At 65.4% G+C, this 15,382-nt stretch carries 13 protein-coding genes; 4 read left to right on the forward strand and 9 right to left on the reverse strand.

The genetic code is table 11. The features are described from left to right. Position 1: 1 nt before the first annotated feature. Both NO362_RS10320 and NO362_RS10325 read left to right on the forward strand, forming a co-directional pair. The gene (locus NO362_RS10320) at positions 2-1,108 is read left to right on the forward strand and encodes a DUF373 family protein (protein WP_256289788.1); all 1,107 of its coding nucleotides are present in this window, start codon (positions 2-4) and stop codon (positions 1,106-1,108) included. A gap of 48 nt (positions 1,109-1,156) precedes the next feature. After that, complete coding sequence (locus tag NO362_RS10325) at positions 1,157-1,546, forward strand: DUF2237 family protein (protein WP_256289789.1); 390 nt, start codon at positions 1,157-1,159, stop codon at positions 1,544-1,546. 243 nt (positions 1,547-1,789) lie between these two features. Here the strand turns inward: NO362_RS10325 and NO362_RS10330 are convergent, their stop codons facing one another. The 3 genes from NO362_RS10330 to NO362_RS10340 all read right to left on the reverse strand — a co-directional run bounded on the left by NO362_RS10330 (position 1,790) and on the right by NO362_RS10340 (position 4,241). Beyond that, on the reverse strand, positions 1,790-1,984 hold the full coding sequence (locus tag NO362_RS10330; RefSeq protein ID WP_121570629.1) for a DUF7333 family protein: 195 nt from the start codon (positions 1,982-1,984) through the stop codon (positions 1,790-1,792). 144 nt (positions 1,985-2,128) lie between these two features. Then, positions 2,129-2,953: an aldo/keto reductase gene (locus NO362_RS10335; protein ID WP_369335089.1), complete on the reverse strand. Its 825-nt coding sequence runs from the start codon at positions 2,951-2,953 to the stop codon at positions 2,129-2,131. A 52-nt stretch (positions 2,954-3,005) separates the two neighbouring features. Continuing rightward, positions 3,006-4,241 carry a digeranylgeranylglycerophospholipid reductase gene (locus tag NO362_RS10340; RefSeq protein WP_256545168.1) on the reverse strand — a complete coding sequence of 412 codons (1,236 nt, stop codon included), beginning with the start codon at positions 4,239-4,241 and terminating at the stop codon, positions 3,006-3,008. 592 nt (positions 4,242-4,833) lie between these two features. Here NO362_RS10340 and NO362_RS10345 point away from each other — a divergent pair. Beyond that, positions 4,834-6,963 (forward strand): HAMP domain-containing methyl-accepting chemotaxis protein, encoded by a 2,130-nt coding sequence (locus tag NO362_RS10345; protein ID WP_256545169.1) that lies wholly within the window; start codon positions 4,834-4,836, stop codon positions 6,961-6,963. A gap of 59 nt (positions 6,964-7,022) precedes the next feature. On the opposite strand, the gene NO362_RS10350 is transcribed toward NO362_RS10345, so the two are convergent. Both NO362_RS10350 and NO362_RS10355 read right to left on the reverse strand, forming a co-directional pair. After that, positions 7,023-7,886 (reverse strand): 2-oxoacid:ferredoxin oxidoreductase subunit beta, encoded by an 864-nt coding sequence (locus tag NO362_RS10350; protein ID WP_256545171.1) that lies wholly within the window; start codon positions 7,884-7,886, stop codon positions 7,023-7,025. Continuing rightward, positions 7,883-9,637 (reverse strand): 2-oxoacid:acceptor oxidoreductase subunit alpha, encoded by a 1,755-nt coding sequence (locus tag NO362_RS10355; protein WP_256545172.1) that lies wholly within the window; start codon positions 9,635-9,637, stop codon positions 7,883-7,885. Before NO362_RS10355 ends, NO362_RS10350 begins: the two co-directional genes overlap by 4 nt. 379 nt (positions 9,638-10,016) lie before the next feature. Here NO362_RS10355 and NO362_RS10360 point away from each other — a divergent pair, with 379 nt between their 5' ends. Next, a complete protein-coding gene (locus NO362_RS10360; protein ID WP_256545173.1) occupies positions 10,017-10,655 on the forward strand; it encodes an FAD-dependent oxidoreductase in 639 nt (212 codons plus the stop codon). 87 nt (positions 10,656-10,742) lie between these two features. On the opposite strand, the gene NO362_RS10365 is transcribed toward NO362_RS10360, so the two are convergent. The 4 genes from NO362_RS10365 to NO362_RS10380 form a co-directional block, all read right to left on the reverse strand. Beyond that, positions 10,743-11,525 carry an ABC transporter permease subunit gene (locus tag NO362_RS10365; protein ID WP_256546630.1) on the reverse strand — a complete coding sequence of 261 codons (783 nt, stop codon included), beginning with the start codon at positions 11,523-11,525 and terminating at the stop codon, positions 10,743-10,745. Between the two features lie 220 nt (positions 11,526-11,745). After that, positions 11,746-12,528 (reverse strand): ABC transporter ATP-binding protein, encoded by a 783-nt coding sequence (locus tag NO362_RS10370; RefSeq protein ID WP_256289796.1) that lies wholly within the window; start codon positions 12,526-12,528, stop codon positions 11,746-11,748. Continuing rightward, positions 12,525-14,639, reverse strand: coding sequence for a NosD domain-containing protein (locus tag NO362_RS10375; RefSeq protein ID WP_256545174.1), 2,115 nt, complete (start codon positions 14,637-14,639; stop codon positions 12,525-12,527). Before NO362_RS10375 ends, NO362_RS10370 begins: the two co-directional genes overlap by 4 nt. After that, positions 14,639-15,256, reverse strand: coding sequence for a nitrous oxide reductase accessory protein NosL (locus NO362_RS10380; RefSeq protein WP_256545175.1), 618 nt, complete (start codon positions 15,254-15,256; stop codon positions 14,639-14,641). Before NO362_RS10380 ends, NO362_RS10375 begins: the two co-directional genes overlap by 1 nt. Positions 15,257-15,382: the final 126 nt, after the last annotated feature.

A 15,382-nucleotide genomic window follows, 5' to 3' on the forward strand; every position in this document is an offset into this window, starting at 1 on the left:
CGTGACCACGCTCGTCCTTTGTGTCGACCGGTCCAACGACATCGGCCGAACGGCGGGGCTGGAACTCCCGATCGTCGGGTGGGAGTCCGTCCAGTCCCTCGTCACCGACGTCGGACTGGCCGATCCGGAGGATTCGAGCGTCAACTGCCTGTTGGAAGCGCTTCGCGTCGCTCGCGACCTCGGCGACGAGCGCGAGGAGGCGGTCGTGGCGGTCGTCTCCGGCGGCGGCGACTCGCTGGTCGGGGCGGACCGATCCCTATCGGCTCAGGTCGACGCCCTCGTCGAGGAGTACGACCCGGAGTCGGCGGTCGTCGTCCTCGATTCCGCGAACGACGAGCGGGTCGTGCCCGTCGTCGAGAGTCGGGTCCGCATCGACTCGGTCGACCGCGTCGTCGTCCGGCAGGCTCACGACATCGAGTCGACGTACTACCTGCTCAAACAGTTCCTGGCCGACGAAGAACTCAGAACGACCGTTCTCGTGCCGCTCGGCGCGACGCTTCTGTTTATGCCGATCCTGTTGACGCAGTTCGCGCCGACGGTCGCCCTCGCGGGCCTCGCGGCGCTTCTGGGCGCCGTCCTGCTGTACAAGGGCCTCGCGATCGACGAGTACCTCGCGGAGATCCCAGAGCGGGTGCGCGCCGCGTTGTACTCCGGCCGGGTGTCGGTCGTCACCTACGCGGTCAGCCTCGGGTTGGGGCTCGTCGGCATCTTCCTCGGTGCGCTCTCGGTGACACCGCAGTTCGGGCCCGAGTCGATCGTCCTCCGGACGATGCAGTTCACCTACAGCGCCGTCCCGTGGCTCGCGCTCGCGGCGCTCACCGCGAGCGCCGGACGGTTGCTCGACGAACTCATCGGGGCCGACGCCGTCAGCACCCCCTACCTGAACCTCCCGTTCGGGGTCGTCGCGCTCGGCTTGGTCGTCCGCGGCTTCGCCGGCTGGTTCCTCCAGCGCGAGGCCGTCCTCGCGGACCCACAGATTCTCGGGTACGTCGTGACGCCACAGCAACGGCTCGCGGGCTTCATCGTCGCCGGGATCGTCATCAGCATCGTCGGCGTCCGGGTCGCGGCGAGTATGAGCGGCGAGGGATTCGACGACGTGGCGCAGTGAGTTTCGCACCAGCCGGGAGCTTTTATTCACACGATCCAATCTGTCGATATGTCCGAACGGAACGTCCGCGGCGGCGAACTCGCCACCTGTAGCGCCGATCCGACGACCGGCTTCGAGCGCGACGGCTGCTGTGGAACGCATCCCGACGACCGGGGACGACACGAACTCTGTGCGGTGATGACAGACGAATTTCTGAGGTTCAGCAAAGAGCAGGGCAACGATCTCGTGACGCCGCGGCCCGAGTTCCAGTTCCCCGGGCTCGAACCGGGCGACCGCTGGTGTCTCTGTCTCGGCCGGTGGCTCGAAGCGCTCGAAGCCACGCGGACCGAGCGCCTCCCGGAGACGACCGTACCGCCCGTCGTTCTCGAAGCGACGAACGAGGCCGTGTTAGATTCCGTCGAACTGGAGACGCTCGAAGCCCACGCGTACGAGACGTGAGACGCATCTATCGTCGGGGTTGCCACTGATTCCGCACCCGATCACACGCTGTCGGGCGATCGGGTGAGCGAAGGCTTGCAAATGCTACTGTAAGACGAAAACCGTGTGGTCGCGGGGGCGCAGTCGCGGGAGTGCAGTCGCGGAACCGGGTCGTCGCGTCACTGCCGCCCGGTCCGCCTCGCTGTACGCTTCGGCCCGCTATCCGGCGGGCGAACCGTTCTCCGAGGGCCGTCGGACGCCGAATTAGGACGCGCGAGCGCGGTACTCGCCGTGTTTGACGCCGATCGCGACGCAGATGATTCCGAAAACGAGCATCGCGGGCGTCACCATCATCAATACCGTGCTCGTGGCCATCACGCCCGCGGCACTGAGAACTGCCGTCCCGGCGACGATCAGCGCCAGAAGAACGCCGGCCGTCGTGGTCAGGTTGAATTCCATACGGATGGGCGTTAGCACCCGTGCGACAAATGGGTTGCTGCCGTTCGCGTCCACCGAGAACGAACGTGGCGTCGAACTGTCGACGACGCTGAACGTCGGCACCGACAGCGAGCCGCGTGACGCCGTCTTAGACCGCGCGTCGGTTCACCAGGGCGCGAAGTCGGGGTCGATACGGCGGTCCGTCCGCTCGATCGCGTCGATCTTCGCGACGTCCTCGTCGTCGAGAGCGAGACCGAGTGACTCCCAGTTGTCGAGGATGTGTGCCTCGCTCGTCGCTTTCGGGATGGCTGTGACGCCCTTCTCGCGGAGCCACGCGAGCGACACCTGCGGCTCGCTGGCGTCGTGTTTCTCGGCGATTTCGGTCAGTTCGGGTACGTTGAAGACCTCTCCGCGGGCGAGCGGCGAGTACGCCACGACTTCGACGTCGCGCTCTGCGCAGTGCTCGCGGAGTTCCTCCTGGGGCAACAGCGGGTGCAGTTCGACCTGGTTCGCGAAGATCGGCGCGTCGGTTCGCTCGATCGCCTCGTCGATGTGTTCGGGCTCGAAGTTGCTGACGCCGATGCGTTCGACCTTCCCCTCGTCGACGAGTTCGTCGAAGGCTCGAAGCGTGCCTTCGGAGTCGTACTCGCGGGACGGCCAGTGGACGTACAGGAGGTCGACGTAGTCGACGCCGAGCCGATCGAGACTCTCTTCGGTCGTGGCGAGGACGTCGTCGTACGCGAGGTTGTCGATCCACACCTTCGTCGCGAGGAAGACATCCTCGCGGGGGACGTCGGCTGCGGCGATCCCGCGCCCGACACTCTCCTCGTTGCGGTACGCCTGTGCGGTGTCGATGTGACGGTAGCCCGCTTCTAGTGCCGTCTTGACCGCGTTCTCGCACTCCTCGGGGTCGTCGTTCTGCCACGTGCCGAGTCCGAGCATCGGCATTCCGTTCGCGAGCGGTACGCGTTGCTCTTGGCGATAACTCATATCCGATGAAGGTCGCTCGGCCGATTAGATGTTTGGATATCGGACGACGAGGTCACTCGGTGAGTCGCTGTTTCGCGAACCGTGCGAGCAACGGCAGATCGTCGAGGTGGATGAGTTTCGAGAGACTGCGAATACTGCCGTCGTTTGCATCGCTGAGCGTGTCTACGCCCATCGCGTTCAGGTCGTTCATCAGGCGGTCGTACCGTTCGTTCGGGGCGAGATACAGCAGCTGGGTCATCGTCAACCGCGTCCGCATGTCCGGTGCGACGCGGGCGTGCCAGAGGGAATCGTAGATAGACATCGCGTCCGCAGACGTGTCCGTCTTCGAACCCATCAGGCAGCGGTCCGCAGTGATGGCAGCGGCCCGCGCAGATTCCATACACTTGTGGATTCCTTCGCCCCACAGCGGATCGATGGTCGGAACGGTATCGCCGATAGCCATGAATCCGTCCGTGCTGAGGTCGTCCGGCATCTGGATGTGTGCACTCCCGCGGTGCTGTTGTTTGTCCGTGAGGCGCTGGGCGTCGGCGAAGCGGGGGTCGGTCTCCAACCAGTGGTGGAGGTGGTCGTCGATGCTCTTCGACGTGTCGCCGTACTCCTGGTAGCTCTCGTTTTGGATGTAACACAGGCCGACTTTCGCCGTGTCGCCGCCGGTGTGGAATATCCACGAGTAGCCGCCGGGTGCGTACTCGTGGTCGAGGCGCAGCATCATCGCGTCGGTGAGATCCGCGAACTCGGGGTGATCGATAGCGACGCCCTCCATCTCCCACTCGATGCCGATCGCCTGATGCTTCCGCTCGAGATCGCAGACGTCGAGTTTCTTCGCGAGCGGCGCTGCTGGCCCCGTGGCGTCCACGACGATATCGCCGTACACCGTCTCGTCGCCGGCGTACTGCACCCCGACGACGGATCCGTCCTCCACGATGGGGTTGTTCACGCGTGCATCGAAGCGGTACTCGGCGCCGTGTTTTCGCCCCTCGGCGACAAGCCACCGCTTGAACTCGGCGAACTCGAGCACGGCACCGGGTTGGTTCTGAACGAAGTGCTCGCTGGGGGATTCGAGGACGACTTCGTCGGTGTAGTTCATCACGACGTCGTCGGGGATCCCGAACGCGCCCGTCATCGACGCAAAGGTTCCCGCTGTCGACTTGTTCGACTGTCTGGGGAACTGGTCTTCGGGTTCTGCCTCTAGCACGAGTACGTCGTACCCGCGCTGTGCGAGGTCTCGCGCGCACTGTGCTCCGGCCGGCCCCGCGCCGGCGATGACGACGTCGTAGTTCTCAGACATAGCGTAGTTCCGTAGTGTACGTCGGCTGCAGATACTGGTGTACTGTTGCAGTGGTCGTGCGGACACCGCGCTGGAAGTGCTGTCCCGTTCGTTCGCGTCTTCGATCGGTTAGTACGGCGTCCGCAGTCATTACTACCTCACATCGGCGCGTAAGTAAAAAACGCGCCGGAACAGTCTTGTTTCCCACGAGACGGCGGAATCCCGTAGTCGAAAGCAACACAATGCGTATGGCGTCGCTTGCATCTCTGCCTCACCGAAAACAGTCGGAGACGAGTGACCGCATCCGGCGACGCCGAAGACGGGTCGGCGTCGAGGACCTCTGACGTCCCCGTCCCCGCAGTGAACGATCCCGCGGTTCCCCACCGACGACGATGTCGTAGGCTTCGGCCGGCATAGTTGCCCTCTTGCTCCGGGCCTCTTACGAATGAACGGTACCGGTGTCCTGTTCCTCTCTCGTTCGTTTGCGCACCACCAATAGTGGCAGATAAATGATAGGTGGCCAATAGAGTTATTTGTAGTTCTTCTCGGATTTCGCGCAGTGATAATTGCGGGCCTAGCCTCTTGGTCACACGGAAACAGCTGACCACAACGAATGATAACTTCACTTCGCCGTCTCTTCGATCGGTTGACGATCGACCGACTCGACGTCGGTCCGAAGCTCATCATCGCGTTCGTGCTCGTGGCGGCGCTCGTCGGAGTCACGGGTTTCGTCGGCTACGGAGCGGTGGGGACGGTCGACGAGGAGGCACACGTGATCGCCGAGGACGGGGAGAAGATGGACGCCGCCGCACAGCTCATCATCGCGGTCGAACAGCAGCGCGCCGCGGTCCAGTCTGCACAGCTCGAGGAATCGGGCGCACGCGAGTCGTTCCAACAGGCGAATCAACGCTTCTCGGAGGCCGCCGCTCGGTTAGAGGACACACACCTGAGCGCGAGCCAACAGGAACAGTTCAGCGAACTCCGGTCGAAACACGAGACGTATACCCAACTCGGCGAGGAGTTCTTCGCTGCGCGAGCCGCCGGAAACGCCGACGTTGCTGCCGACAGAGCGACTGAGATGGAAGCGCTTCGAACGCAGATGGAAGAGCACGCGCACACCATCGAAGCCTCGGCACAGGAAGATCTGACATCGCAGGTCGCTGCGGCTGATCAGGTCACGCAGCGAACACAGCTCCAGATCCTCGGACTCACCGTCGCCGCGTTCGTCTTGGCCATCGCAATCGGGGTGTTCGTTGCCCGACGGATCAAACGCCCCGTCTCGCAACTCTCCGAAGCCGCCATCGCGGCCAGTGAAGGCGACCTCGACGCCGATATCGAGGACCATCCCGAGAACGACGAACTCGGTCGGATGGTCGACGCGTTTCAGACGCTCCAGGGGAATCTCCGCGGCACCGTCGACGAACTCGACTCCGTCAGTCAAAACCTCCAACAAGGCGACTTAGGGCAGGACATCGACACGTCCTATCCCGGAGTCTACGGCGATATTCTGATGCGAATCGACGATGGGACCGACCAACTCACTGGGAGTTTCAAGGAAATCAGGGACGTCAGCGACGCCCTCAGCGATGGTGACCTCGATCAGGAGATCGACACGGACCGTCCCGGTGCGTACGGTACTGTCCTCTCGAATCTCGACGAAGGAGTCGGCCAACTCCGCGCGAACGTTGGTAGCATTCAACAGATAGCCACTCAGGTGGCAGCATCGAGCGAGGAGGTTTCCAGTAGTGCCGAAGAGATCAAACAGGCGAGCGAGGAAGTTGCCGGCTCTGTCGAGGAAATCTCGGAGGGCGCCAAGAACCAAAGCGAGAGCCTCCGGGAGGTCTCTGCCGAGATGAACGATATGTCTGCGACGGTCGAGGAGATCGCCTCCTCCGCCGAGGAGGTTGCCGCGACGGCTTCGACCGCCGTCGAGCGGAGCCAGGAGGGCCAAGAGTACGCCGCAGCGGCGACACAGGAGATAACGTCGATCGAAGAGCACGCAGACCAGGCAGCCGCTCGCGTCGACGCGCTCGACGACGAGATGGAAGAGATCGGTGAGATCACCGAACTGATCACCGACATCGCAGAGCAGACGAACCTGCTCGCACTGAACGCCTCGATCGAGGCCGCCCGTGCCGGTGAGGCGGGCGACGGTTTCGCCGTCGTCGCCGAGGAGATCAAAGGCTTAGCGCAGGAAGCAGCGCAGGCGACGAACGAAATCGAAGCCAGCATCTCGGACGTTCAAGCGATGACCGCCGAGACGACAGACGAGATGGAGGCGATGGACCAACAGGTCCAACGCGGCGCCGACACCATCGAGGACGCCATCGAGATGTTCGACGAAATCGCGGCCGCGGTCCAGCAAGCGGAGGGCGGAATCAGAGAGATCAGTACTGCCACCGACGACCAGGCCGCCTCCTCGGAGGAAGTCGTCGCAATGGCCGACGAGGTGTCGAGCGTGAGCGAAGAAACGGCCGCGGAGGCGAGCAACGTCTCGGCGGCAACCGAAGAACAGGCCGCCTCGCTGTCGGAGGCAACGGACAACATCCAACACCTGACCCAACTCGCGGAGTCCCTCCACGACCAAGTCTCGGAGTTCGAGATCGGTGACACCGCGGACATCGACCAGCCAGTCGCGTCGGAAACGGACGCCGGAACGGTCCCGGCACCAACCGGCACGGCCGGTGCGGCCGCAGCAGCGCAGCCCGATGGTGGCGACCACACGGCTGGCTTCTCCCAGTAGCGACCCACCATCCACGAGTAAGTGCTGTCGAAAAAATCAGACGCGGTAGCGCGTTTCGTTCAGTAGAACTCGCGGACGAGGTCCATCGCGCCCTCGGGCGCACCGTCGTCGATCTCGGACATATTCTCGTCGAGACCGTGCTTCTGGTCGTACGGCACGGACGATTCGTCCTGCCAGATGACGCCTTGGTACTCCTTGTCGGCGTCGAGGATCTTCTCTTTGGCGGCGTCGTAATCCGTGCGGTCGTGGCCCTCTTCGGCGACGTCGACGAGGCTGTCGCGGAAGTAATCGTAGGTGTCGACGTCGTTGAACGTCACGCAGGGGCTGAAGACGTTGACGAAGCCGAAGCCGTCGTGCTCGATGGCCTCCTGGACGATCTCGGCGTGCCGCTGGGCGTCAGTCGAGAACGACTGCGCGATGAACGTCGCGCCCGCAGCGAGCGCGAGCGCGAGCGGGTTGACCGGGGGCTGCTGGGGGCCTTCCGGCGTCGTCGATGTCTCGAAGTCCTCGCGCGAGGTCGGCGAGGCCTGGCCCTTGGTGAGACCGTAGATGCGGTTGTCCATCACGACGTACGTCATATCGACGTTGCGTCGGACGGCGTGGACGAAGTGGCCCGCGCCGATGGAGTAGCCGTCGCCGTCGCCGCCGGCGACCATCACTTCGAGGTCGGGGTTGGCGAGTTTGACTCCCGTGCCGACCGGGAGCGCGCGCCCGTGCACGCCGTGGAGCGCGTACGAGTGCATGTACGTCCCGATCTTGCCGGAACAGCCGATCCCGGCGACGACGAAGGTGTTGTCGGGATCGTTGCCCGTGTTCGCGAGCGCCTTCATCATCCCGTTCATCGTCCCGAAGTCGCCGCAGCCGGGACACCACGTCGGTTGCTTGTCTGATTTGAAGTCCGTGAATCGAACGTCCGAGCTCATTGGTCTGCCTCCTGTAGGGCCGCTTTGATCTCTGCTGCGAGTTCGTCGGCCTTGAATCGCACGCCGTCGTACTTGTTCACACGGTCGACCCGCGAGAGCGTGTCGTGCTCGACGACGTCGGCGAACTGGCCGGTGGCGTTACACTCGACGACGACGACGTTCTCCGCCGACTCGACTTCGTCGGTGAGGTCCGGTCGCGGGAACAGATACGGGACGGAGAGGAACCGCACGTCGACGTCCTCCTCTTCGAGGAAGTCGATTGCTTCGGTCATCGCGCCCTCGTTCGAGCCCCACGAGATGACGAGGTTCTCCGAGTCCGGGTTGCCGAACTCACGCGGCGTCCAGTCTTCTTCCTCGCGCGCGGTCTCGACCTTCCGGTTGCGCTTGTCGACCTGCTCGACGCGCATCTCGGTGTCTTCGGTCCGTCGCCCGAGCTCGTCGTGTTCGAGGCCCGTCGACATATGCGCACCCTCGGCTGTGCCGGGGAACGCGCGCGGCGAGACGCCGTCGTCAGTGATCGCGTGCGGCTGGAACTGCCCCTTCTCGTTTTGCCACTCGCCGATCGTCTCCTCGTCGACGACCTTGCCGCGCTCGATTTCGACCTCGTCCATATCGAACGCTTCCGGCGGGAACGTCTGCTCGGTCACAGCCATCGCGAGGTCCGCGGCGATGTAGACCGGCGTCTGGTACTTTTCGGCGAGGTTGAACGCCTCGACGGTCTTCCAGAAGCACTCCGAGATCGACGTCGGGCCAAGGACGAACCGCGGAATCTCGCCGTGGCCGCCGTACAGCATCATATTCAGGTCGCCCTGTTCCTGCTTGGTCGGCATCCCGGTCGAGGGACCCGAGCGCATCACGTCGACGATGACGAGCGGCGTCTCGCTCGTGGCGACGAGGCCGAACGTCTCGGCCATCAGGTCGATCCCGGGACCCGACGTCGCCGTCATCGAGCGCGCGCCCGCTCGGGCCGCACCGAGTGCGATGTTGATCGCCGAGAGTTCGTCTTCGGCCTGCACCACGTGGCCGCCGAACTGCTCGATTCGGCCCGTGAGATACTCCATCACGTCCGTCGCAGGCGTGATCGGGTAGCCGGCGTAGAACTTACAGCCCGCGGCGATCGCACCCATTCCGATGGCTTCGTCGCCGTTGAGCAGGACGTAATCGGCGTCGGTCGTTTCGAGTTCGTAGTCGAACTCGTGGTCGTACTCCTCGGCGACGTAGTCGCGACCCTTCCGGGCCGCCTCTTTGTTGTTGTCGACGAGGGCCTGACCCTTCGAGCCGAACCGTTTCTCTAAGGCGCTGTCGAGGTTCTCGATCGGGAAGTCCGATACCTCACACGCTGCACCGAGGGCGACGACGTTGCGCATAATGGCACCGCCGGCCTCCTCGGCCAGTCGCTTGAGGGGGACGTCCAGTCCGACCATCCCCTCGGGGATCTCGACGTTCTCCATCGTCGTTCGGTCGCCGTCGTAAATGATGACCGAACCCTCGTGGAGTTCGTCGAGGTTTTCCTCGATCGTGCGCGGGGTCAGTGCGATGAGCACGTCGAGGCGGTCGACGACACTTTGCACGGGGTCCACGGCGGTCCGCACCTTGTACGCCGTGTAGCCGCCACGGATCCGGGACGCGAAGTCCTTCGACGTGAATACGTGTCGCCCGGCCCGGGAAAGTGCCTGGGCGAAGATTTTCCCCGTCGAGTCGATGCCATCGCCGGCTTCGCCGCCGATGGCCCAGTTGAAGTCCGCAGGCATGTGGCTAAGAGGTTCCCTTGGATCTAAGAAAAGCCTTCTGAAAAGCATTGAAAAAAGGGGCGATTTGCTAGCCCAGAAAGTTTACGAACAAACGAGTATACTCCGAATATCGAACATACTGAGAAGCGAGTTGCAAATATTGCGCGAGTAACTGACCGTTCGTCCACAAGCAATTTCGAACGCGTGACGGGGAAGGGGCGGGACCGGCCGATCGGGAGTTCTGGAGCTTTCATACTATCGGACAGAAGTTCGTGAATGATGTTGGCACCCACGGGGTGCCGATACGCTTCACACAGTTCTGTCCGACAGTATCAATCGGGGTGTGCTCTACCGACGCCGGAAGGCAAAGTCCTTCTCACCGGACGAAAAACGTGAGCGTATGGACGCGACAGTCGCCGTCGGCGCCGTCAGAGACGTCGGACCGCAGACGGTTGCACTCGAGTTGGAGTCGCCGGACGGATTCGACGCCGAGCCTGGACAGTTCATCAAACTCGCCGCCACTGTCGAGGGCGAGGAGTACGCGCGCTTCTATACGCTCTCCTCGCCGGGCGTCGACGACACCTTCGAGGTCACCGTCGGCGTCGATCCCGAGGAGGCCGGCCCGTTCAGCCAGTTCCTGCTCGACCTCGAAGCGGGAGACGAACTCGATATCTCCGGGCCGTTCGGACAGAGCTACTACGAAGGGGAGGCACGCGTCGTCGTTCTCGCGGGGGGACCGGGCGTCGGCCCCGCGGTCGGCATCGCCGAGGCCGCCGTCGACGACGGCAACGAGGCCGCGATCGTATACCAGACTGACACGCCCGCGCACGAGAGCCGCCTCGACGCGCTCCGGGAGGCGGGCGCGTCTGTCGTCGTCGTCGACGGCGCGATCGACGAGGAGGTCGCCGCCGCAGTGACCGGCGCCGACGACGAGCAGGTGTTCGTCTACGGCTTCGCGGCGTTCGTCGAGGACGCCACGGCCGCGCTCGACGTCGCCGGCGTCGATCCCGACGACGCGAAAGTCGAAAACTTCGGCTGAGGACAGTCATACTGTCGAACAGACGTCCGTGAAGCAGTGCGGCACCGGGGGGAGCCGAGCATCTTCACATCGGTCTGTCCGACAGTATCAGGATTCGATTTCTTCGACGGCGGGCCAGACCCGCCAGACGGCGACCGCGAGACTGCCGACCAGCCACACGAGCAGACCGACAGTGTTCAAAAGCGGGTCGCCCGCGTTCACTTCCGCGCCGCCGACGACACCGACCGCCGTCGAGAGAACCAGCCCGCGGAACGCGCTGTTCGGGCTCAGCGCCAGGAGTGCCGTGAGACCGCTTTCGGGAAGCACGCCGCTCGCGAGGCCGGCAACCAGCGCGGTGTCGATGCCGAGAACGAGCGCCAGCGCCAGCGCGGCGGCGAGTGCGAACGCTGTCCGGACGGTTCGCGCCGCGGCCGAGATCGCGATCGTCGCGGCGAGCACGACGAGCGTGAACACGCCCGCGAGGACGACGAACCGAACGTAGCGGACGCCCGAGTCGGCCGCGGCGTTGATCGCCAGGAACGTCGGGATGTCCGCCGTGAGGAACGGGACGAACAGCCCCACGACGAACAGCGTGGCGACCACGACGCAGACGAGCGCGAGTGCGCGCCCCAGATAGACCCCGCCGACGTAGGAGACCCGGCGCACGTCGTACGTCCGGAGGACGTCCAACTCGCCGGTCTGGCGGTCACCGAGGATCGATCGGTAGCCGAACGCGACTGCGAGCAGCGGGACGAGCACCTCGACGAACGTCAGCAGATCGAGCGTCAGCGGGACGAACCCGCCGCCACCGCCCGTTCCGGCCCACGCGACGCCGACGACGCTCAGCGTGAACGCCGCCGAGAGCGCGAGCAGCGCCGGCGTCCGGGCGATTGTCCGGAGTTCGCGCGTCGCGACGACGAAGAGGTTCGTTCGGAGACGAGCGAACTCGCCCCGTTCGGCCGCCGCGCTCGCTTCGTCGCCCTCGCCGGTCGTCGCCTCGGGCTGTTCGTCTTCCGGTGCGGCCTCGCTCGCGGACGCGTCGACCTGCCCGTTGCCCGCGGCCGTCGACCCGTCTGCCGGCCGCGCGTCGGCGCTCTCGTCGGCGTCCGACTCACTCACCGCCCGACACCTCCTGTGCGCTCTGTCCTTCGTCGATACCTGCTCTAACGGTCGATTCGCCCGCCTGCGCGCGGACGATCCGGAGGAACGCCTCCGAGAGCGACGCCGCGTCGGTCTCCTCGAGGAGTTCCGTCGGCGACCCACTCGCGACGAAGCCGCCGTCGTCGAGAATGTAGACAGTTTCGGCGTGGGCCTCGACCGCCGGGAGTTCGTGCGACGCCACGACGACGGCGGTGCCCTCTGCGGCGAGTTCGCCGACGACCTCGAACAGTCGCTCGACCATCGCGGGGTCGAGGCCGCTCCCGGGTTCGTCGAGGATCAACACCGCGGGATCACCGAGCACGGCCTGTCCGAGCCCGAGTAATCGAGTCATTCCCCCCGAGAGCGATCCGACCGCGCGATCCGCGACGTCTCCGAGGCCGATCCGGTCGAGCGTCGCCGCGACGTCCTCGCCGTCGACGCCGTCGAGGAGTTCCGCGTAGAATTCGAGCGTGTCGCGCGCGCTGAATCCCTCGCGGAACGCGGGCTGCTGTGGGAGATAGCCGACGCTGCGTGCGCCGCCGGCGCGGCGCGGCACCGTAACCGAGCCGTCGGTGGGCGGACTGACGCCGGCGAGAATCTGCAGGAGCGTCGACTTCCCGGAGCCGTTCGGGCCGACGAGGGCGACGACCTCGCCGCGCTCGACCGTCAGCGAGACGCCCGAGAGGACGTCGACGTCGCCGAACGACTGCTCGACGCCCGTCGACCGGAGCGCCGCGGGTCTGTCGTCGCTCACGCTGTCGCCTCCTGGGCTGTCACGTATCGATTCGATTCCACTTCGATCCGCCGTTCGTCGACTGGTCTCGTCATCATCGTCTCGTCGGTAGTCGCGCTGTCGTTCGTCGAACGTTCCTCCGCGAGGAACCCCTCGGTATCGACCGCCCGCGCGGCGGCGATCACTTCGGGATGGAACGGCTCCGTCTGGGCGTGCGTGTCGACGACGCCGGACTGTCGGAGCCCCGAGACGGCGTCCTGGACGCGACGGAGCGTCGCGACCGCGGGCGACTGCGCCAACGCGGTCGCGCCCGAGACCGTCCCGATCCGGGAGTCGACCGACCCGGACGGGCGGTACGGGCGGTCGTAGATGCCGTCGTCGTTCCCGTCGGGGATCGGCAGTGCGCCCCAGTGGTTGCCCACCCCGCTGTGTGACCAGGTACGGAGCGGTCCGATGGTGGACTCCACCGTCTGTTCGTTGTCGACGAAGTCGTTTCTGAGCACCCAGTTCGACGGGAGGATGTCGCTCGCGCGCACGCCGATCTCGTTGCCGATGACGACGTTCTCGGCGAACGTGTTGCGGTCGCCGGCGACCTGGAGCCCGCGCTCGTTGTCGACGACGACGTTTCGCGCGTAGTAGGAGTCGCCGCCGGCAGGGACGATGCCGTACGTGCTCTGTCGGACGTCGTTGCCCACGATGATGTTGTCCGTCGGGCGAGTCATCACGATGACGCCGGCCTGCGCGTTCCGGACCGTGTTGTTCGCCACCAGCGACTCGGAGGTGTACATCTCGTGGACGCCGTAGCGACCGGGATCGGCGCGGTTGTCCCGGACGACGCTCCCGTCCGCGCGGTGGGTGTAGACGCCGTCACGGCCGTCGATAAACACCGAGTCCTGGACGACGCTCCGCGCGCCGATGAGCACGACGCCCATAAAGCCCTCGCGGGCCGTCGCAGCGCCGCGCACCGTCAGGTTCGTCAGCGCGGAGTCGGGGCTCTCCCGGACGATGACACCGCTCGCGGAGGTGTCGATTTCGACGTTCGCGACCGAGGCGCCGGCCGCCCCGTCGAGGACGATCGCCGCGTCGCCGTAGCCGTACGCCAACTGGACCGTCGTATCCCAGTCGACCGAGCCGTTCCGGAAGTCGCGGCCGCGGCTCCCGACGTCGCCGACGCCGGTGACGCGCAGGTCGCGGACGGCCGAGCCGTCGCCCTTCAGAAAGACGACGCTGCGGTTTCCGTCACCGTTGATGACCGTCTCGGGTCCCGCGCCCGCGAGCGTGATGGACTTGTTCACGACCACGTCGTCGACGTCGTACGTTCCCGGCGGGAGGTAGACGGTCGTGTTCGGCGGTGCAGCGGCGGTGGCGTCCGCGATCGTCGCCGCGGTAGCGACGTCGCCTGTGGCCGAGGCGTCTATCGCAGAGCCCTCCGTGGTGGAGCTATCCGCGTCGACGACGACGCTCCGCGGTCGGTCGCGGCGCTCGGCGGTCTCTGTGACGGTCTCGTTCGCCCACTCGTGTCGGGCGTCGATCGACGCCTCGAACCGATCGAGCCGGGACGGCAGCGGGTCGCCGACGCGGGATTGGAGGGCCGCCCAGTCGACGACGTCGCCGCCGTACTGCTCGGCGAACTGCTCGGCGTCGCTGCGCTCGGAGAACGGCAGTATCACCGATCCGGACGGGATCGTCGCCTCGCTCCCGACGACGAAGTACGCAGATTCGGCGGGCGTCCAGCCCACGGCGCGGCCGCGCTCGGGAACGACGTACCCCTCCTCGGTCAGATTGGGTGTGATGTCCGAGAAGTCCGAGACGTAGACCGCGAGCGGATCTCCGAACTGCCGCTGGGCGCTCGCGTCGCCGAGTTCGCTGACGACGGTCTCGACGCCGACGTAGCCGACGACGTAGCGGTAGCCCGAGTAGAACACCTGCGCTCGCGGGAGAGCGAACCCCTCCGCCTCAGCGCGGCGTGTGTCGACGCCCGTCCCGCCCATACTCACGGTGTCGTCGAAGTCGACCGGGCGGAGCGTTTCGCCGCTCGCCGGCGTCAGGGCGAACGAGAGACTCGCGAGGACGAGCGTGAGGGTCACGGCGGCCGTCACCCACTTCGTCCCCGTCGACGACAGGATCGCCATCACATTCCGAGGCCGGCGACGACTTCGGGGGTGACTCCGTCGTGGGTCGTGAGCGACCCGCCGTGCTCGGACTGGAACGACTCGGCGTCCTCCCGGTTCGAGAAGGCGATCAGGTCACGGCCCATCGTTCCTTTCACCTCGGAGTCGACGACGTAGGTCACGTCGGTCGCCGAGACGAACGTCGACGCCTCGAAATGTCGCGTGATGAGGATGTCGCCGCCGTCCTCGTAGGTCTCGTAGTCCACCGACGAGTAGTCGGTGACGTAGAACGCGACGTCCTCCCAGCCGCTGTCGTCCTTCTCGAACTCGTACTGGTAGGCCTCCCAGGTACTGTCGAAACGGGCTGGATTCTCGTGCCCGTTCGGCTGTCGGTCCTTGTAGAAGATCTCGGCAGACGGCCCCGGATGTTGGCGGATCACCATCCCACAGACCTCACAGGTCGCAGTCTCGGGGATCGTGACCGCAGCAGGCGGCTCTGTGTTCCCGCCACCGCCGCCACCGAGACAGCCGGTCAACGAGACGGTCGCGGCCCCCGCACTCGCGAGCAGGAGGCGGCGGCGCCCGACCGACGTCGCGTCAGCCTGCTCGTCGACTCCCGAGGGTTGCTCCTCACACATAGACCAAGCTACGCGACCGCGTAATAAAAGACTCTGGGCGATTCCAGGCTTTTGAGAGCAGATAGGAAGTGGCTACTGTCCGAGAAACATCGCCGCAGTAGTTCGGTTTCGGCGCCTCGCGGATCG

Source organism: Halobellus inordinatus (assembly GCF_024498335.1).
Lineage (GTDB): Archaea > Halobacteriota > Halobacteria > Halobacteriales > Haloferacaceae > Haloquadratum > Haloquadratum inordinatus.

Excerpts from the sequence above, each read along its gene's own strand:
- NO362_RS10325 (WP_256289789.1), top strand. The coding sequence starts at position 1,157 with ATGTCCGAACGGAACGTCCGCGGCGGCGAACTCGCCACCTGTAGCGCC.
- NO362_RS10330 (WP_121570629.1), bottom strand. The coding sequence starts at position 1,984 with ATGGAATTCAACCTGACCACGACGGCCGGCGTTCTTCTGGCGCTGATC.
- NO362_RS10335 (WP_369335089.1), bottom strand. The coding sequence starts at position 2,953 with ATGAGTTATCGCCAAGAGCAACGCGTACCGCTCGCGAACGGAATGCCG.
- NO362_RS10340 (WP_256545168.1), bottom strand. The coding sequence starts at position 4,241 with ATGTCTGAGAACTACGACGTCGTCATCGCCGGCGCGGGGCCGGCCGGA.
- NO362_RS10345 (WP_256545169.1), top strand. The coding sequence starts at position 4,834 with ATGATAACTTCACTTCGCCGTCTCTTCGATCGGTTGACGATCGACCGA.
- NO362_RS10350 (WP_256545171.1), bottom strand. The coding sequence starts at position 7,886 with ATGAGCTCGGACGTTCGATTCACGGACTTCAAATCAGACAAGCAACCG.
- NO362_RS10355 (WP_256545172.1), bottom strand. The coding sequence starts at position 9,637 with ATGCCTGCGGACTTCAACTGGGCCATCGGCGGCGAAGCCGGCGATGGC.
- NO362_RS10360 (WP_256545173.1), top strand. The coding sequence starts at position 10,017 with ATGGACGCGACAGTCGCCGTCGGCGCCGTCAGAGACGTCGGACCGCAG.
- NO362_RS10375 (WP_256545174.1), bottom strand. The coding sequence starts at position 14,639 with ATGGCGATCCTGTCGTCGACGGGGACGAAGTGGGTGACGGCCGCCGTG.
- NO362_RS10380 (WP_256545175.1), bottom strand. The coding sequence starts at position 15,256 with ATGTGTGAGGAGCAACCCTCGGGAGTCGACGAGCAGGCTGACGCGACG.